Below are 18175 nucleotides of genomic sequence, written 5' to 3'. Positions count from 1 at the left end.
CCCGGTCTTTGGCGAGAGGGGGCCGCCCTTGGCGTAGCTAGCGGTCGGCGGGCAGGTACCAGGGCCACTGGGTCATGCCGTCGACCTCGGCGGCCGGGGCGGCGGTGTCGCCCTCGCGCTCTTCAGCGGTGAGGTACAGGCGGACGTTGTGGCCGTCTCGCGCCGGGTACTGCCGGGCGGTGCCCGTGGCGAACACGCGGCGCAGGGCAGTGGTGATGCTGTCGGCTTCGGCGGGGTCGCAGACGATGCGGATCTCGAACACAGAGGACTCCTGTTCAGCCGTGGAAGTGGTTGCGCTTGAAGGTGGCCTTGCGGATGTGGACTGTCGTCCCAGCACCGTGGCGGTTGGCGCTGAAGACCTGCACGGCGATCCAGCCACCGAAGATGACGGCGGCGAGGATGACGAGCTGGGTGACCAGCGCAGTCAGGGCGGTGATGAAGGTGGTCAGCAGCAGCAGACCGCCGGACACCGCGAGGAACCCGACACCCCCGAGGGCGACGTTCACGGCCGCCCGAGAGACGTCCGGCTTCGGTGCGACCGGTTCGGTGTGGGCGGGGTGGATGGCGTAGCCGGTGACGATCCGGCCGTCCGGGAGGACGACGCTTGCCACGGACGGGATGCCGCCGGGCTGCACGAGCGTGAGCGGCGCCGCGGGCGTGGTCGTGAGCGGGACGGGGTGATGCACAGCCACGGCGGTGGTGTCGTATGCGGCTGGCTGGCGGGTGGGCTGGTTCACGTCGTGGTCTTCCTTCAGTTGCCGAGGGCGGACAGAGCGTCGGCGGATGCCTGGACGAGGCTGTGGATGGGCTCGTAGGCACCGGTCCCGGCGACGAAGAAGCCGAACAGGAACAGCACCAGGGCGGCGCCGCCCCCGGCGGACTTGGTCTTGACGGCGAGGGCGGACGCGGCGCCGAACAGCAGCACGGCGGAGATGTTCAAGACCATCAGGAGCCCTCCGGGCGGTCGAGGTTGTCGAACCGGGCGCGCATGTCGGCACGTGCGCGGTGCAAGTCGCCGAGACTGACCGGATCGGCGTGGAACCGGTCCTGGAGGTCGGCGAAGTGATGAAGGTCGTTGCCTGCGTCACGGCAGACGATGACGGGCGGCTGAGTGGGCTCAGGGCTGCGGTTCAGGGGTGTGCCTCCGGGGGTTCAGTCGGTGGTGCCGGCGCGGTAGATGCGGGCCCAGCGGTTGTAGAGCCAGCGGCCGACGCGGATGCGTTTGCCGGTGGCGTGGCAGCGGCGGCAGTCCTTGCCGCGCTTGAGGCGGCCTTTGCGGTCGTGCTTGAGGGCGTGGCCCATGCCGTGGCACTTGCGGCAGTCACCGAACGGCGAGGCCGCACACAGCACGCCATAACCGAATGTGACGATTATCAGGCAGGCGATAGCGGCGAGGATGGGGGTCATCAGGGTCCCTCCGGGCGGGTTTCCAGGGGTTTCCGCAGGTGGGGTGCTATCCGCTAGATAACAGGTGAGAGCACGAATGGGGTGCTAGCGGGGGTGCTACCGGTAGCAGGTGTGGGTGCTACCGGTAGCACCGGTTCGGGCCTATGCCGCGCCCGGCTTTTCGTTACGCTCCGCAATCGCCTTGAGGAGGTCGGCGCGGGTGATGCCGCGCCGGGTGGTGCGGGTGCCGTCGTCCGTGGTGCCCGCCACGTCGCGGGTGCGGATGCCGTGCGGCTTGAGCGCGCTGGTGACGTTCTCGCCCTTCCAGCCGCCGTAGAGGTCGGGGCGGAGTTCGGCGAGGCGGGCGGCGATCCGCTCGTTCCACACCCGCTCTTCCTTCTCCGCGACCACGGCCGCGACATCGGCGAGCAGGTCATACGCCGGACCAGTCACTGTCTCGGGTGCCTCGCCGAGGGCGTAGCCGGACAGGAGTCCGGCCTTCTCGCGGACGGTGCGGGCGCGGGCGGCGATGGCTTCGGCGCCGGGCGCGTCCACAAAGGTGCTGGAGACGATCCGGGCGTCCGAGCCTTCGCCGACGAAGTAGTGCAGACCCTTGTCACCCCACGCGAACATCGTTGCGCGTACGCCGCGCTTGTAGGACGACGTGCCGAGGACCATGTCGTTCTCGGTTTGGCCCATGACCTTCAAGCACCAGCGGGCGCCCGCGTTGGCGCTGATCCCGGTGGGCAGGGACTTCGCGTCGGGGCGCTGGGTGGCCAGCAGCAGCACGATCCCGGTGGCCGGTCCGCGCTTGACCAGGTCGGTGGCGATCTCCTCAAACTCCTTGCCGTAGTCGGCGTGCTCGAACAGCACCTGGCACTCATCCACCCCGATCACGATGGGGTGCAGGCCAAGGGACCGCTTCGAGGCGAGTTCGCTGGTCACCTTCGACTCCGGGCAGATGTCCCGGGGCAGAGAGCGGATCACCTTCGTACGGCGGCGCAGTTCCTCGCGCAGCGCGCGGAAGTCGGCCAGCGCGTATTGCAAGGTTTCGTCTTCCTCGCCGACGCCGTGCCGGTGGGAGACCTTTTCCCCGACCGGGTCCAGGTCGCCGGTGCCCTTCATGTCGTAGGAGTGCAGCTCCGCTCGCGGGTCGAGGGCGGCAATGAGCAGCAGCAGCCGCAGTAGGAACGTCTTGCCCATGCGGGGGATCGCCCCGATGACTCCAGCGATGAACATCAGGGTGACCTCGACCCAGCGTCCACGCTGGTCGGTGCCGTAGGGGACGGGCTTGAACAGGTCCACGGTGCCCGACTTCAGCAGCGGCCAGACCGGCTTACGCGCGCTCTTCAGGTCCTGGTCACCGACCCAGAGCACGAGACGGCCCGTGTGCTCATCGGGCACCGCTTCGGGCCACACGCAGCCCAGCGGCCGGCGCAGACCGGACGCCAGACGGTCACGGCGCTCGATCACGTCCGTGACGGTCACCCCGTACGGCAGGTCACCTTCCGCGCGCCAGCCGGGCCCGTCCCGGGTGATCGGAGCGGTGAACGCGAACCCGTCCCGCCCCTTGCCCTGCGCCTGGTTGATCGCCGGAATGCCCAGAGCACCCAGAGCACGCAGCACGATGTCACTGGTGAGCTTGGGTGCGTCGGGGAGTTCCACAGCCTTGTGGACGACCGGCGCGTCCGCCTTCCGGCCGGCCGACCCCAGCGCCAGCACGACCGCGCCGACCGACAGGGCTTGCAGCCAGTCGGGGGCGAGCACGTAGATGGCCAGTGCCGACCCCAGCCCGACGAACATGGCGAGCACGGCGACCAGCGTGCGCAGCCGGACCCGGCCGTCACGCTGGCGGGACAGTTTCAGGTACTCCGCCGCGTCCTCGCGGCGCACGGCGGCGAGGCGGACGGCTTCGCCCTCGCGGTCGGCGACCCACCGCATCGTGCCGCCCACGAACCGCGCGGCGCCGGTCGGCGCCTGGAGGGCGAGCCGCGCGGCGTAGACCGGGGCGCGCAGGGCGTGGTATCCGGCGGTGTGGGCGTAGTGGCGGGCCACCCACCCGGACGCGGTCTTCAGCTCGGAGAGCGAGCGCAGCCAGAGCGGGACGACCGCGCGGCGCTTGGCGCTGGCGAGCCGACCGAGGTAGCCGGGACCAGCCGCCTTCAGCGTCGGCGAGTCGACCAACAGGGGCGTGCTCGGGTCGGCCGACTCGATGCCCGAACCGCCGGGGTGGGAGTCGGCCGCCCGGTCGGCCGACTCGGCACGGGCCGACCGGGCGGCGTTCAGGTCGACTACGTCCCCGCCGGAGTCGGCGGCCAGTTCGGCTTCGAGTCGGTTGAAGAGTTCGTTGTCGTCGTCGGGGTGCTTCACTGAGTTCGTCCTTCGCTCATGAGGGATGAGGGGCCCGGTCGCTGCTTTGGTCGGTCGTGACCGGGCCCCGCACGAGAGGTGGTCAGGCGGCGCACTGTTCCTCGGGGTAGGCGCAGGGAACGCACATTCCGAGCAACGTCGGGATGCAGTAGCTGTAGGTGATCCGGCAGTTCGGGCAGGTGCGGCGGGCCAGCATCGCCAGTGCGAGCGCGCCCCATTTCTGGGACGTCATCGGGCGGACCGGCTTGGCGCGGTCGACGCAGTAGAGGTAGGCCACCTGCACCCCTGCCTTACGGCCGCGGTGGGTGCGCATGATCTGCGCGGCCACTTCCTGCCCGCCGGGGCGCAGCCCACAGGCGCGCAGTTGGCGGCGGGTGGCGTAGCCGTCCGGCGCGAAGTGCCACGGGTAGGTGGGTATCCCGAACCGGGCCCCGGCAGGGTCGTAGCACTTGGTGTAGGCGGACATCAGACCGCCACCCTCACGGGCCTGTCAGAGCGGGTCCCGGTGCGGCCGGAGCGGCGTCCGGCGATGGTGGCGAACAGCCGTCCCAGGCCCGCCCGGCGGGTCCCGGAGCGGGCTTGCTTGGCCGCGTACATCGCCTCATCCGCTCGGCGCAGCAGCGCGGACAGGTCGTCGGCGGGGAAGTCCGCGGCGCGCACCCAGCCGAGCGAGACCGTGGTGTGCACGTCCGGGTCCTGGCCATCGACCGGGCGGGCCAGCACGCCGTGGAGCAGGGTCAGCATGTCGGCGGCGGCACCGTGGGCGTCGATGAGCACGGCGGCGAACTCATCTCCCCCGAGACGGCCCGCGACTCCCGCGCGGCCGACGTAGTGGGCAAGCCGGTCAGCGGTCGCCTTCAGCAGCGCATCCCCCGCAGCGTGCCCGAAGTGGTCGTTGATCTGTTTGAACTTGTCGACGTCGGCGAGGACAACGACCGCCCGCGGGTCCTTGAGCAGGGTGGTGGCGCGGCGGGTGAACCCGTCACGGGTAACCAGACCGGTCAGCGGGTCCCGGCGCGCGGTGCTCAGGCAGCGGTGCAGCCACCGCACGTGAACCGCCCACCCTGCCGCCAGGGGCAGCGTGGATAACGGGAGCGTGGCAAGCGTGCTCATGCCGCCACCCCCTCAGCCTCAGCGGGCACGACATCCGCCGCGTCTAGGGGGTGGGAGTTGGCGCGTTCGGCGAGCAGGGCGTCACGGACCTGCCGTGCCGGCGCCGAACCGCACCGCAAAGCCTTGCGCAGCGTTTCGGCGTTGACCGCGTCGTTCGTCCATTCGGCCGTGAGCGTGCGGGCCTCACTCAGCAGGTCGGCGGCGGTGCGCTGCGCCGGAGCGGGCTTGGCCTTGGCCGGCCGCTTGCGCGCCGGGCGGGGCGCCGCGGGCTCCGCGACCTCCGGCGCATCCACCGGCTCAGGCTCCGCGTCGGTGCTGGGCGGCGTCGGGGCGACGGGGGTGAGTTCGCCCATGCGCAGCATCACGCGCTCACGCCGCGGCGTCTTCCTGCGCCAGCGACGGCCATAGCGCTCGTGCAGGTCTGCACGGGCCAGCAGCCGCTCACGCTCACACGCCAGCGCCGCGCTGTAGGAGGTGACTTCCCACAAGGTCATGCGCCGCCACAGTGCGAACGTCGACAGTGGCGCCAGCAGCCACCGCGAGAACCGGATCTTCTCCATACGCCGGCCGGTCGCGGCTCCGATCCGCACGGCGTAGATATGGGCGCCGATCTCCGAGAACACCACCCACAGAAGCGGCATCGTGCCGTGCGCGATCTTCGCCCACAGGCCGGTGCCGGCGGCGACGTTCAGACCGCACGTGACCAGGGTCAGCACCCAGGGCACGAACCGCACCCATGCCAGGGCCATGTCCATCCGGATCAACAGCAGGTTGGCCACCGTGAACACCGGGATCGCGGTGTCGATACCAACCGGCAGCATCCACGGCTCACCGAACCCCCACCGCGCGGCGGCGGCAGATACGGCGTCGAAGGAAGAGATCAGACCGAGCGCGCCGACACCGGCCGCGGCCAGCGCGCCGACCCCGGCGAGCCCCATTTCCGGGCGGGTGAGCGGCGGCACCGCCGCACGTTCCACAGGCTGCGATGTCACCGTGCACCCCCCGCCCCGGCGGACACCGTGCCGTCGGCGAGCGAGGCCGCGTAGGCGGTCAGCTCGACGTCCGCGCCGCCGTACGCGCCGCGCCCCTGCAGGACCGCGGTGCGGCCATCGCTCTGAATGTGGAAGTCGACGGTGCCGGGCTCGATGCCCAGCGCCAGGCGCCAGGACTCGAACGCGGCGAAGCTGTCGCACGACGTCTCGTGCAGCGACAGACGCAGCACCTGGGGATACACGGGCGAGACGTCCACGTTCGGCGCGGTCAGGTCCGGGAAGTCGATCGCCAGCAGGCGCAGCACCCGCAGCGGGACGGACAGGTCATCCAGCGCCAGCACCTGGTTCATGCCGCACCTCCAGCAAGGTTCGCACCGGCCGTCTGGTTGATCACGGCGAGGCGGGCGGCCAGCGCCCGGCGGCGGGCCCGACGGATACGCCGCATGTCGAACTCCGACGGGACCCGGTCCAGGGTCGTGATCTGCGCGTCCAACAGGTCGACGTCAGCGAGGATCACGGGCATCTCCCGCTCGATCGCGTCCAGCTCCGCATCCGTCGGCTCCATGAAGTCGGCGAACGCCGTGACAGCGTCCTGAAGTGTGACAACGTGGTTCATGGGTCGTGGTTCCTTCCACGCAGGAACGGCCCGAACAGAGCCCCCGGAGTTGCACCTCCGGGGGCTCACGCCGTTGAAGTCGGGATGTCCGGCTCCCCACCGCCCCGCCCGTACAGCCAGCGCGCACAGCGTGACCGGACGGGCGAGGGAGGCAACCGGCGCGGCGATAGTCACCGCGAGGCGGAAGAAGCCGACCGGTTGTCCACCGCACCCGAACGATGCGAGGGACCGGGGATAGAGCGGCGCCGCCGTGCCGGTCGACCACGGCGGCGCCCACGCTTTCGTCTGATCACAGTCGCTCCTTCACAGCGATGAACAGGGACTTTGCACTGCAAGGGGGACCTTGTCCCCACTCTCCGGCCGTTGCTCGCGGTCACCGGGCCACCTCGCCAGTACGGGCCGAAACCCTGTTCCACCTGGCCTTTAGCGGGATTGCAGCGTCCCCGCCTTCTGCGCATGCGGCACGAGGCCGCCCTCCAGCCGAGTTGCTCGTTCGGCTGTGCAGTACCTGTTTTACAGGTACTGCATGGAGCTTCGTCAAGCATGTCGCCGGAGTCTCTTGGTTTTCGCGTCGGGACTTCTTGGCGCACATTCAGAATCGCCGCAGGTCAGGGGAGTTGGTTACCCCATGCGTGGACAGCTTCGGGACTTCTGGCTACGGTCAGGAAGTCCCTAGACGTCCCAGTGGGGGTGCGCATGTCGAACGAGCGGTTACGGTCAGCTCTCCTAGCCCGCGGCATGACCGTGCAGAGTCTCGCCGAGGCGATCGCGGTCAACCCAAAGACGGTCGAACGCTGGATCACTCAAGGGAAGCTGCCGTACAGGCGTCATCAGTACGCGACGGCGGCAGCGCTCAAGGTCGACGTGACGACGCTTTGGGACGACGGCCGTTCCGTCGACAGCGCGACGGACCTAACGAGAGCCGAGATCACGACCGTCTACCCGCACCGGCATACGGTGCCGTCCGACCTCTGGCGAGGGCTCTACAGCCGCGCTGAGCGGACCCTGGACGTGCTGGTCTACTCGGGCCTGTTCCTCTCAGAGGATCCGCTATTTCACGACCTCGTCAAGACGAAGGTTGAAGCAGGCACCCACGTGCGCATCCTGCTGGGGGACCCTGGCTGCGCGGCCGTCCGGCAGCGCGGCATCGACGAGGGTCACCAGATCATGGACGGCAAGATCCGCAACGCTCTGATGTTGTACCGCCCTCTAATGCGGAGTCACCCGGGCATCGGCTTTCGCCTGCACGACTCGACGCTCTACAACTCCATCTACCGCTCGGATGACGAGATGCTGGTAAATCCGCACGTCTACGGCATTGGCGCCTACATGGCACCTGTTTTTCACCTACGCCGTCTACCGGGCGGTGGTCTCTTCGATACATACGCGAACAGCATCGAGCACACCTGGCAGAACGCCCGCCCGGTGACCGAGCAAGATATAGCCACCACCACAGGAGCTACGAGCAATGGGACGCATTGATTACCTGCACGACCCCGACGCCCCGCCGGCCAACTCGGTCGTGCCGTCGGTCGTTGCGTTCGTCCAGAATGACGCGGACCAAGTGCTGATGATCCAGCGCTCGGACAACGGGCGATGGGCACTACCCGGCGGCGGCCACGATGTGGGCGAGGCCATCAGCGATACGGTCTTGCGCGAGGTGTGGGAAGAGACCGGGGTCAAGGTGGAAGTGGTCGACGTGTCCGGGCTCTACACGGACCCCGGACACGTGATGCAGTACGACGACGGCGAGGTTCGTCAGCAATTCAGCATCTGTTTCCGCGCGCGGCCGGTCGGTGGCGAACTCCGTACGAGCAACGAGACGACACAGGTCCGCTGGGTCGACCCGGCGGACCTGAGGACGTTGGACGTACACCCCACGATGCGGCTCCGCATCGAGCACGCTATGGACCGGACGCGGACAGCGCCCTACATCGGCTGACGCTTCGCAGCAGCGACCCGTTCCAGAACGCGGCATGAGCACGCGAGGATCTCTGGCTCGGCCCGGCGGATGAACCGGCCGATCAGGCTGTCCGGCCCGTAGCGTCCGGTGATTTCGTTGATCCGGTCGATGGGGTTGGTCGGCGTTCCGTCCGGGGTGGTGTTCATGTCGCAGAAGCAGAGCGCGTCATTGAGGTGCTCGCTCTCGCGGGGAAACTCCCCGACCAGATCAGCGTGCAGACCGCGTGCTTCTGCCTCAAGCCACGAACAGGAGTGGTGAGCGACTAGGTTGATCACCCGCTCGTCGGCGCCGGCCACGTCCCGGAGATAGCGCGCGCCATCCAGCGGGTGAAAGCCTGTCTTAGCCAAGTCCGGCGCGTAGCCGATGTCATGAAGTACCGCCGCGGCCTCCAGCAGGTCCGCGTCCTGGTCGAGAACGAGCGCGATCGTACGCGCTCTCTCAGCCACCCCAATGCAGTGCTTCCAGCGCCGCGGCAACGGCCCGGCAAGCAGGGACTCCGCCAGGGGATAGGCCCACTCCGTCAACGTCGACAAGCTACGAACGCTCCTCTCGCGCTGGCACGGCACGTACCGTCCGCACCTTGCCCTGTCCTCCGCCCGCCAGCACGCCGGCGGCGTCCAATTTCTCCAGCGCCTTGGTAACGGTCGGACGTGACACCCCGAACCGTGCGGCCAGCGCGGAAGCGCTCGGGAAGGCTTCCCCTACTTCTAGCCCGTCAGTCGTGACGACGTCCGCGATCCGCTGTTCGAGCGGGCGCCGATCAACTTGCATGCCCGCGCGCAGGACGCGCCACCGCTCACCCGGCACCGGTTCGGCCAAGCCTGCCTGCCGTAGAACGCTGAACGCACGGAGGGCGACCCCGCGAGACACCTGGTGCTCGTGCATGACCTCAGCCAGAGACGGAAGCTCCGTCATGTCTGGGTTGTCCTCGATCTGCCTCTTCACGGAGTCGGCGATCTTCAGGAAGGTTCCCCGAGGGTTGGCATGCTGCGACACTCGCTCTCCTCCGTTCGCAATCGTCGTCCCAAGGCTCCCACGGGCGGCTCGCTCCGCTCACCGCGCCCGGCCCGGCCCCCGGCCGGGCCTGCGCTCCTGTCTCCGCCCCACTCCAGCCCGGCCCGCGCCCGTGCCACGCGTATAACAGTCAGCCGCCTGATGCCAATGAAGGTACGTGGCAGCTTGGACGGTCGGTCGGCTCCGCCTTCACTGACGCCAGCCGCCTATGCCCAGCAGCCGGGCTGGTCCCCGTCACACAGGGGCGGTACAGACTCCTGAGGAGTGATGCTGCTAGTGATCAGCGTCGTCCGCCGCTTCGAAGATGTCGAAGGTGACCGAGAGGCGCGGTTTGCGGGCCTTATCGGCGACTGGGAATACCCCTTCGGATTTGATGGCTTCCTCAGTGATCAGCGGCGCGGCAAGGATCCGCTCTAGCAGGGACGCCTGGGCGGGAGCCAGCTCGACTAGGCGGCGCAGCACCGTGAGCAGTTCAATGAGCTCGGTGCTCCACTCGCTCGGCCATTGCTCAGCGTGAATGTCGTCCAGTGGGCTGGACCTTTTGCTATCCGGGCGTGCCTTGCGGTAGCCGAACCACTTCTTGAGGATTCCCATTCCACCTACGTCGTAGTTCCATACCTCCTCGGGTACCGGTCCGAAGGATCCGGCGCCAAGGTGGAGGACCTGCGTAGCGGCCTCGTAGCGCATTTCATGCGGGACTTCGCTACCGATAGGAGTCAGGTATCTGATTTGCCGCGGGTCGCCATGCGCATAAGTGACATCGCCAGGCGTGCGTCCGACTTCTCGGTCAGTGAAGGATTCGCCGTAGGTGGAGGTCCACAAAACCTCTTCGCCAAGCCGTACTGCTTCCTCCCATAGAGCGGAATCACTAGTCAGCGGGACTCGCACTCCGGGGGTGAGGAGTTCCTCCTTGAAGCGCTGCGTAAACCCTGGGTGGCCAGCCACAGCCATGACGTACGCGGTGAGATCCTGGACGGTCACATTCGTTATCCCCAGCCGGGAGGCCAAGGCGGTGAGCAGTCCTGTAGGCACGTTGCCGGTGCCGTCCGGGTGCAGCATCGGCAATACTCTGCCGGCACGCCCATTGAAATGGTTTGTGTCCTGAAGGAGGGCGGTGGCGACAACGGCTGGGCCTGATTCAATGGGGCGCGCGGACTGCTGGTTTAGGAATACCTGCCCGGGTTGCAACGCTTCCCACAAGTCGGGGCGAGGCCTGTCCATTACCCGTCGGTCCGCGATCAGCCACTGCCGGTCAAAACTGCGCAAGCTGATGCGCAGGAGGTCAGGGCGCTGAGTTGTCTCCTGACCGATCGGCACATTGTATGCCCTGCGGCCGGGCAGACCGTCGAGCTTCTTACCCAGGGTCCGATCGTTCGTCTCCTTGAACAGTTCCGCTTTTCGCTCGACGTCATCCTCGTTGATCAACGTATTCCAGCGTTGCTCAAGGATCTGCCACCCGGGCGACTGCACCCAGCCCCGATTTGTAGTAACACCGAGGCTCTCCCAGGGGAAAAGATCACTGAGCCGCGGGTACGCATCCCAGTTCAACTGAGCTGGGGTGAAGGGTGCATCACTGTCTGTACGAGCCACCTGCCAGGCACCATCGTCCAGTTGGATGTTCTTGAGTTGCTGGTACTTCTCGGCTCGGCGGCCGTGCACCTCGCGGTAATGGATGATGGCTGGCTGGCTATGGTCGGCGTCCGCGCGGCGCAGGAAGATGCAGATCGCCAAGGGCTGAGCGACACCAGGGAAAATGCGGGTAGGCACATCCGGCCGGTGGCCTTCTGGGGAGACGTTTATGACCCAGCCTTCATCGCAAGTGGCGCGCAGGTACGCGCGCATGCCCCGCCCTCCGGGGCCGTTGAAGACGGCATTGGGGGTGATGAAGCAGACCACTCCATGCTGGTCTTCGGGATGCGCGTCAAAGACCTTCCACGTGGCCCAGCGCCAGAAGTAGATGTAGAGGTTTTTCAAAAGGTGCTCGTGGCGACCGTTTCCTGCGAAACGGAAGTCGTCCAATAGCGGCTTGCCTTTTCCTTCCGCACCATTTTCCACCCAGCCACCCCGGCCTTCGGCCTTGCCACCGTAGGGCGGGTTCCCGATGACGGCATTGACGGGCACGTGGGCCTTGACCTTATTAGCGCGGTCTCGGGATTCCGAGATTGCCCCGTAAGTTGAGGCGATCGCCTCCTCCTTGACGTACGGGTTATCCAGCGTGTCTGTCACATAGAGATTCGCCCCGCCTTGCGGCAGCGACGCACCGTACTTCTTCAGCAGGTCCGATGTACGCAGTTCAGCAACCGCGGAAGGCCCCATCTGCAATTCGAAGCCGACGAGGCGGGCCGCAAGGTCGCTGATGGCCTGGGGAGCCATGCCCGGACCGTACCGCTCGGCAGCCCGCTGGGCCACGCGCTCGATGATTGCGTGAAGGTACGTGCCCGTCCCCATGGCCGGGTCGATGGTGAAGACGGTTTGGTCGGCGAACCCCTCCGCCTTGCCCAGTCGAGTACGCAGCACGTCGTCCGTGAGCCGGACCATCTCCTCCACGACTTCGCGGGGCGTGTAGTAGGAGCCGCTTCTCTGCCGCAGCTCGTCGTCGTAGACCTCCAGGAAGGACTCGTACAAGTGCAGGTAGGCATCCTTGCGGTCTTTGCGGATCGGCTCCCAGTCGACGGAGGCCACAACTCGGACTAGAAGGTCGAGTGTCACCTCGAACCGGTCGTCGACGTTGTCGGTGAAAAGCTGGAGGGCCTTGCCCATCAGGGAGTGCCCGGCATGGAGCTTCTTGCCGATCTCGTGGAGCGAGGTACCGGTGAGAGAGATGTCCTCAGTACGGGCGAGAAGGAGCGCGAACGTGACAGCCTGCGCGTATCCGTCGGCGAAGGTGGCGTCGTCCGCGGTAGGGAACAGCAGCTTGCGCCAGTCGCGGGCCAGACCGGTGAACGGCAGTTTACTCGGGCTGGCGCCGGCCTCCATGGCCTTCTTTTCGGCGGCAAGCTGTTCCAGGACTGCGGCGCGGAGCAGCCGGCACAACGGCGCGATCCGCTGAACTAGAGCTGACACGGTCCGGATGGGCTCCGGCTCCCAACCAAGGAAAGTGCGCAGCAGACTATCCAGGTTGGCGGGCGTCGGCACAGACAGCTTGCCACCCGCGCTCTTGAGGGAACCCTCAAAATGGACAGGCTCCCGTGCTTCCTTGCCCCCGCGGAAAAGCCGCCAGGTGGTCCCGTTGGTGTAGAGGAGGTTCGGCAGATCGCGCAGCCTCTCCCACTGGCGCTTGTTCTGCCCGGTGAAGGACTCAGGGTCGATGTTCAGCCCGGGCTTCTTCACCTCGATGTAGCCGACGATCGCCCCGTCAACCTGTACCGCGTAGTCAGGGCGTACACCGAGCGCGTCAAGCCGGGTCTCGTCATGCCACAGAACCTTTTTCAGTCCGTAGCGACGACCAGCGGTATAGAGGAGGTCCTCAATGGGGCGGCGTATCACTGCCTCGGGACCGCCGGGGCCACTCAGCCTGTCCTTACAGGCCTTCCCGAAATCCGACACGGCCTCGGTCAGCCAGCCATACTCCGATCCCCCCACAACACGCCCCTCACCTAGGTGTCCAGAGAACAGATGATCACTCGTGGCCACCCTCGCGTGCAAGGTGCCTAGCCGCCATCGCTCAAGCAAGTATGGGCCCGTCCCTCATCGCCGTACGGTCGCACGAAGAGGTCGTGCCAGAACCGTGCCAGATCAAGCGGGGAACCACGGGGAGTGCCGAGAATCGGTGCGACGAACGAACGGGCACCGACGCCGTTCTCGTGTAGGTCAGCCAAGCAGCGGCCCATCGGTCACCTGAGCTTCCCAAGCTGAGGGCCCAGGAACCGCCATTACGTGCCGGCCGTCGCGGCTTGCTCTGGTCGACGGCACTGGCAGCGTGGCTGCGGCCGGTGGGGGTACGGCGAGGCACACGCGCGCCTGGTCGGGTCGGCGCACCCGCTACCGTGGCTAACCGTGGGCGCTCAAGGGCTGGCTGACCGTGCGCTTGTTCGGGGTGAACACGCCCACAGATCAGGTCGTAGGAATCAGTTCTGCCGACTGCGGAGACGGCAGAACTGCCAAACCGGACCTCCTCAGCCACTCTTCATATCGCCAGCGCAGGGCATCAACGTGCGGGCGCTTGAGCAGGCCCCGCAGATGAGCCGTCGTGATGCGCATGTCGTCAAGGGTTGGACCGCCTGGCACTGTTACGACGTCGAGCGTATCCGGGTGGAAGGCGAAGAGGTACGCGTCGTAGGCACGATGCAGTGCCGCGTTGAGAGGGATGCCGTTGCGGGGATCGTTTGTACCGTCCTCGCTGACCGGACGGAGGTGAGCCGCGTCGAGCATCTCCCGGACTGTGATGCCAGTCAGAGGACAACACGGCGAGTAGCGCTGGAAGACACGTAGCTTGAAGCGGGGCTGACCGGGGCGCTCCGTTACGTCTCGTCGGTTCCGCCGGATCCCGCTTCCCGTGAGGACAAAGGGCTCGTCATCTGAGTGGTCCTCACTGAGCACCTGCTCGGGGGGTGCCACTGCATACGAGAGTAGGAAGGTTCTGCTCGGGTCATCCCATCCTTCGACCCAAGCAAGGCGGACGATACGCCATTCGGATCTTGGTGTCGGCTTAGCCGACGTGAAGATCGGCAACCGTAGGTCGGCTGCGGCCTTCATCGCGTTGACCTCCGCGTCATCGCGACCGCCGGGCCGAGCGGTCTGCGGGTAACGATAGAGCGCCCCGTCCTCCGTGAAGTCGTCGGAGTAATGAGCACCGGTGTGGAGGATGCCGACGGCAATTCCGCCGCCGTGGATGGCGTCAGTTCTGGCTACGTCTGCCCAGACGCCTTGTCCACCGCCGTAGGCACCGTACTCGCGCAGAGCTCGCGCAGGGACTCTGCTCAGGTCGGGGTTCGTCGCTCGGAGGTGCGACCACACGGCGAGGCGCCAGGCTCGCTCCCCTTCGACCGACTTCGGTCGGCCATCAACGATGACGAAGCCCAGACGGGTGAGCACGCGGTTGCTGTGGTCGCGCCCGCCACTGATGACAGGAACAGGGAGAGTCCCATGTTCGTGCTCATGGGCCACGTTGAGAATGGCCTTGGCGTCGTACAGCTTCTCGTCGTGCTGTACGTAGAACTGGTTGGCTCGGTCGAAATCGTGATTGGTAAGGAACGCATCACGCCCCACTTCGTCGTACTCGGCCAACGCGTTCAGCACTGCTTCGCGGCTGATCTCACCCCTGGTCATGGCGGAAGCCTAGATGCCGCCACCGACAGCGCTACTACGGTTGCCGGCCCGTAAGAGAGATCAGTGTTCAACGTTCTGCACCCTTGACGGGCGGCGCGACTTCGCGCACCCCGTCCGGCGCCGCACATAGCTATGCGGAGCTCCGCCCCCACACCCCGGCCCTCACTCAGAGGGGCAGGGGGCACAGAGCCTGTCTTGCTCAACCGCATCGGGAGGGCACAACGAGGGCACAACGGCTTCGGACTGGTCCAACGGCGACCAACGCCGGCAAACTCCTTTTTGCCTGGTCAGCGACGTAGCTTGACTGTGTTCGCAGATGATGCACGGAGGGGCGGCACCCCCGCACAGGGTGTCGCCCCTCCTCTTTCGTGCGCCGGAGCCGCCGCCGATCGGTCTGAGGGTCGGGGACCGACGGCGGCTCCGGGGTCGTGGGAAGGTCAGCGGTGGTCGCTGCCCTCCGAGTTCGTGGCCGCTCGGCCTGCCTCCAGGCGGGCGACCGGGATGCGGAACGGGGAGCAGGAGACGTAGTCCAGGCCGACCTCGTGGAAGAAGTGGACCGACTCGGGGTCGCCGCCGTGCTCGCCGCAGACGCCGAGCTTGAGGTCGGGGCGGGTGGCGCGGCCGGCCTGGGCGGCCGCCTTCACCAGGGAGCCGACGCCGTCCTTGTCGATCGTCTCGAAGGGGGAGACGCCGAAGATGCCCTTCTCGAGGTACGCCGTGAAGAAGGAGGCCTCGACGTCGTCGCGGGAGAAGCCCCACACCGTCTGGGTCAGGTCGTTCGTGCCGAAGGAGAAGAACTCCGCGGCCTCGGCGATCTGACCGGCGGTCAGCGCGGCGCGCGGCAGCTCGATCATCGTGCCGATCGCCAGCTTCAGCCGGGTGCCGGTGGCCGCCTGGACCTCGGCGATGACCCGGTCGGCCTCCTCGCGGACGATCTCCAGCTCCTGGACCGTGCCGACGAGCGGGATCATGATCTCCGCGCGCGGGTCGCCCTTCGCGGACTTGCGTTCCGCGGCCGCCTCGGCGATCGCGCGGACCTGCATGGTGAACAGGCCGGGGATGACCAGGCCGAGGCGGACGCCACGCAGGCCCAGCATCGGGTTCTGCTCGTGCAGGCGGTGGACCGCCTGGAGCAGGCGCAGCTCGTTCTCGTGCGGCTCCTGGCGGGACTCGGCCAGGGCCACGCGCACCGAGAGCTCCGTGATGTCCGGCAGGAACTCGTGCAGCGGCGGGTCGAGCAGGCGGATCGTCACCGGCAGGCCGTCCATCGCCTCGAAGAGCTCGACGAAGTCCTTCTTCTGCAGCGGCAGCAGCTGCTTCAGGGACTCCTCGCGCTCCTCCTGGGTGTCGGCGAGGATCAGGCGCTCGACCAGCTCGCGGCGGTCGCCGAGGAACATGTGCTCGGTGCGGCACAGGCCGATGCCCTGGGCGCCGAAGCGGCGGGCGCGCAGCGCGTCCTCGGCGTTGTCCGCGTTGGCGCGGACGCGCAGCCGGCGCTTGCGGTCGGCGAAGGCCATCATGCGGTGGACCGCCTCGACCAGCTCGTCGGCGTCGTCGGCGCCCGGGTGCATCCGGCCCTCGAAGTACTCCACGACCGGGGACGGCACGACCGGGACCTCGCCCAGGTAGACCTTGCCGGAGGAGCCGTCGATGGAGATGACGTCACCCTCCTCCACGACGTGACCGCCCGGCACCGTCATCCGGCGGCGCTTGGTGTCGACCTCCAGCTCCTCGGCGCCGCAGACACAGGTCTTGCCCATGCCGCGCGCGACCACGGCCGCGTGCGAGGTCTTGCCGCCGCGCGAGGTCAGGATGCCCTCGGCCGCGATCATGCCGTCCAGGTCGTCGGGGTTGGTCTCCCGGCGGACCAGGATGACCTTCTCGCCCGAGCGGGACCACTTCACGGCGGTGTAGGAGTCGAAGACCGCCTTGCCGACCGCGGCGCCCGGCGAGGCGGCGATGCCCCGGCCGACCTTCTCGACCTTGGCGGACTCGTCGAAGCGCGGGAACATCAGCTGCGCCAGCTGGGCGCCGCTGACGCGCTGGAGCGCCTCGGTCTCGTCGATCAGGCCCTGGTCCACCAGCTGGGTGGCGATGCGGAAGGCGGCGCCGGCGGTGCGCTTGCCGACGCGGGTCTGGAGCATCCAGAGCTGGCCGCGCTCGATGGTGAACTCGATGTCGCAGAGATCCTTGTAGTGGTTCTCCAGGGTCTCCATGATCTGCATGAGCTGGTCGTACGACTTCTTGTCGATGTTCTCCAGCTCGGCGAGCGGCACGGTGTTGCGGATGCCCGCGACCACGTCCTCGCCCTGCGCGTTCTGCAGGTAGTCGCCGTAGACGCCCTGGTGGCCGGAGGCGGGGTCGCGGGTGAAGGCGACGCCGGTGCCGGAGTCGGGGCCGAGGTTGCCGAAGACCATGGAACAGACGTTGACGGCCGTACCGAGGTCGTGCGGGATGCGCTCCTGGCGGCGGTAGAGCTTGGCGCGGTCGCCGTTCCAGGAGTCGAAGACCGCCTTGATGGCGAGGTCCATCTGCTCGCGGGGGTCCTGCGGGAAGTCCCGGCCGGCCTCCGTCTTGACGATCTTCTTGAACTTGGTGACCAGCTTCTTCAGGTCGGCGGCCTCGAGGTCGGTGTCGACCGTGACCTTCTTGGCGGCCTTGGCCGCGTCGAGGGCCTCCTCGAAGAGTTCGCCGTCGACGCCGAGGACGGTCTTGCCGAACATCTGGATGAGGCGGCGGTAGGAGTCCCACGCGAAGCGGTCGTCGCCGGCCTGCTTGGCCAGGCCCTGCACCGACTTGTCGGAGAGGCCGATGTTCAGGACGGTGTCCATCATGCCGGGCATGGAGAACTTGGCCCCGGAGCGGACCGACACGAGCAGGGGGTTGTCGGCCTGGCCGAGCTTCTTGCCCATCTTCTGCTCGAGGGCGTCGAGATGCGCACTCACCTCGTCACGCAGTGCCGCGGGCTCCTCGCCGCTCTCCAGGTAGACCTTGCAGGCCTCCGTGGTGATGGTGAAGCCGGGAGGGACCGGGAGGCCCAGGTTGGTCATCTCGGCGAGGTTGGCGCCCTTGCCGCCGAGGAGATCCTTGAGGTCCTTGTTGCCCTCGGTGAAGTCGTAAACGAACTTCGCTACGTGGGGTTCTTTGTTTTCCGACACGGGTCTCGACTCCTTGAGGCCGCGGTGGCTGCCCTGACGGCGAGGAACATACCCAGATCGAAGGTGCCTGGGTACGTCCACTTGCCCGTCATGCGCCTGTAACCACCCGTCCGCCAGCGGATTGAAAGTCAAGGCTTGGCAAGCGACAACCGCCACATGTGTTCACTTCTTGAATGCACCCATGCCCGGAGGCGGGGCTTCTCGCTCAGACGAGCGGCTCTCGACACGTTTGATTTCGATCGATGAATGATCAAGAGGTGGCACCGAGTGCCACCCCTTGGAGAAGTGCAGTCGC

Annotated in this window: 17 protein-coding genes; 2 read left to right on the top strand and 15 right to left on the bottom strand. The window is 67.3% G+C overall.

Going from position 1 to position 18175, the window contains the following annotated elements:
- Nucleotides 1-37 precede the first annotated feature (37 nt).
- The 10 genes from ACFZDC_RS19585 to ACFZDC_RS19540 all read right to left on the bottom strand — a co-directional run bounded on the left by ACFZDC_RS19585 (nt 38) and on the right by ACFZDC_RS19540 (nt 6477).
- The gene (locus ACFZDC_RS19585) at nt 38-262 is read right to left on the bottom strand and encodes a hypothetical protein (RefSeq protein ID WP_391325359.1); all 225 of its coding nucleotides are present in this window, start codon (nt 260-262) and stop codon (nt 38-40) included.
- 13 nt (nt 263-275) lie between these two features.
- Nucleotides 276-737 carry a hypothetical protein gene (locus ACFZDC_RS19580; RefSeq protein ID WP_391325357.1) on the bottom strand — a complete coding sequence of 154 codons (462 nt, stop codon included), beginning with the start codon at nt 735-737 and terminating at the stop codon, nt 276-278.
- Between the two features lie 14 nt (nt 738-751).
- Nucleotides 752-946, bottom strand: coding sequence for a hypothetical protein (locus ACFZDC_RS19575; RefSeq protein ID WP_391325355.1), 195 nt, complete (start codon nt 944-946; stop codon nt 752-754).
- A 206-nt stretch (nt 947-1152) separates the two neighbouring features.
- Complete coding sequence (locus tag ACFZDC_RS19570; protein ID WP_391325353.1) at nt 1153-1407, bottom strand: hypothetical protein; 255 nt, start codon at nt 1405-1407, stop codon at nt 1153-1155.
- Between the two features lie 141 nt (nt 1408-1548).
- On the bottom strand, nt 1549-3756 hold the full coding sequence (locus ACFZDC_RS19565) for a cell division protein FtsK (protein WP_391325351.1): 2208 nt from the start codon (nt 3754-3756) through the stop codon (nt 1549-1551).
- Nucleotides 3757-3838: 82 nt separating this feature from the next.
- Nucleotides 3839-4222: an RRQRL motif-containing zinc-binding protein gene (locus tag ACFZDC_RS19560; protein WP_391325349.1), complete on the bottom strand. Its 384-nt coding sequence runs from the start codon at nt 4220-4222 to the stop codon at nt 3839-3841.
- Nucleotides 4222-4869, bottom strand: a complete 648-nt coding sequence (locus ACFZDC_RS19555; protein WP_391325347.1) for a diguanylate cyclase domain-containing protein — start codon at nt 4867-4869, stop codon at nt 4222-4224. Before ACFZDC_RS19555 ends, ACFZDC_RS19560 begins: the two co-directional genes overlap by 1 nt.
- A complete protein-coding gene (locus ACFZDC_RS19550; RefSeq protein ID WP_391325650.1) occupies nt 4866-5807 on the bottom strand; it encodes a DUF2637 domain-containing protein in 942 nt (313 codons plus the stop codon). Before ACFZDC_RS19550 ends, ACFZDC_RS19555 begins: the two co-directional genes overlap by 4 nt.
- Before the next feature lie 50 nt (nt 5808-5857).
- On the bottom strand, nt 5858-6211 hold the full coding sequence (locus tag ACFZDC_RS19545; RefSeq protein WP_391325345.1) for a hypothetical protein: 354 nt from the start codon (nt 6209-6211) through the stop codon (nt 5858-5860).
- Nucleotides 6208-6477, bottom strand: coding sequence for a DUF6284 family protein (locus ACFZDC_RS19540; protein ID WP_391325343.1), 270 nt, complete (start codon nt 6475-6477; stop codon nt 6208-6210). Before ACFZDC_RS19540 ends, ACFZDC_RS19545 begins: the two co-directional genes overlap by 4 nt.
- A 738-nt stretch (nt 6478-7215) precedes the next feature.
- On the opposite strand from ACFZDC_RS19540, the gene ACFZDC_RS19535 reads away from it, so the two are divergent.
- Both ACFZDC_RS19535 and ACFZDC_RS19530 read left to right on the top strand, forming a co-directional pair.
- Nucleotides 7216-7959: an XRE family transcriptional regulator gene (locus ACFZDC_RS19535; protein ID WP_391325341.1), complete on the top strand. Its 744-nt coding sequence runs from the start codon at nt 7216-7218 to the stop codon at nt 7957-7959.
- A complete protein-coding gene (locus ACFZDC_RS19530; RefSeq protein WP_391325339.1) occupies nt 7946-8419 on the top strand; it encodes an NUDIX domain-containing protein in 474 nt (157 codons plus the stop codon). Before ACFZDC_RS19535 ends, ACFZDC_RS19530 begins: the two co-directional genes overlap by 14 nt.
- Here ACFZDC_RS19530 and ACFZDC_RS19525 read toward each other — a convergent pair.
- From ACFZDC_RS19525 to ppdK, 5 genes are all read right to left on the bottom strand, one after another.
- Nucleotides 8407-8973: an HD domain-containing protein gene (locus tag ACFZDC_RS19525; protein ID WP_391325337.1), complete on the bottom strand. Its 567-nt coding sequence runs from the start codon at nt 8971-8973 to the stop codon at nt 8407-8409. The genes ACFZDC_RS19530 and ACFZDC_RS19525 overlap by 13 nt on opposite strands.
- A 1-nt stretch (nt 8974) precedes the next feature.
- The gene (locus ACFZDC_RS19520; RefSeq protein WP_391325335.1) at nt 8975-9436 is read right to left on the bottom strand and encodes a GntR family transcriptional regulator; all 462 of its coding nucleotides are present in this window, start codon (nt 9434-9436) and stop codon (nt 8975-8977) included.
- Between the two features lie 291 nt (nt 9437-9727).
- Nucleotides 9728-13036 carry a type ISP restriction/modification enzyme gene (locus ACFZDC_RS19515; protein ID WP_391325333.1) on the bottom strand — a complete coding sequence of 1103 codons (3309 nt, stop codon included), beginning with the start codon at nt 13034-13036 and terminating at the stop codon, nt 9728-9730.
- A gap of 471 nt (nt 13037-13507) precedes the next feature.
- The gene (locus tag ACFZDC_RS19510; protein ID WP_391325331.1) at nt 13508-14722 is read right to left on the bottom strand and encodes an HNH endonuclease; all 1215 of its coding nucleotides are present in this window, start codon (nt 14720-14722) and stop codon (nt 13508-13510) included.
- Between the two features lie 437 nt (nt 14723-15159).
- A complete protein-coding gene (ppdK, locus tag ACFZDC_RS19505; protein ID WP_391325329.1) occupies nt 15160-17880 on the bottom strand; it encodes a pyruvate, phosphate dikinase in 2721 nt (906 codons plus the stop codon).
- Nucleotides 17881-18175: the final 295 nt, after the last annotated feature.

Origin of the sequence: Streptomyces sp. NPDC007905 (assembly GCF_042959345.1) — a bacterium.
Taxonomy (GTDB): Bacteria; Actinomycetota; Actinomycetes; order Streptomycetales; family Streptomycetaceae; genus Streptomyces.
Note: the sequence above shows the minus strand (reverse complement) of the source record. Positions and strands in the feature narration are given on the sequence as shown.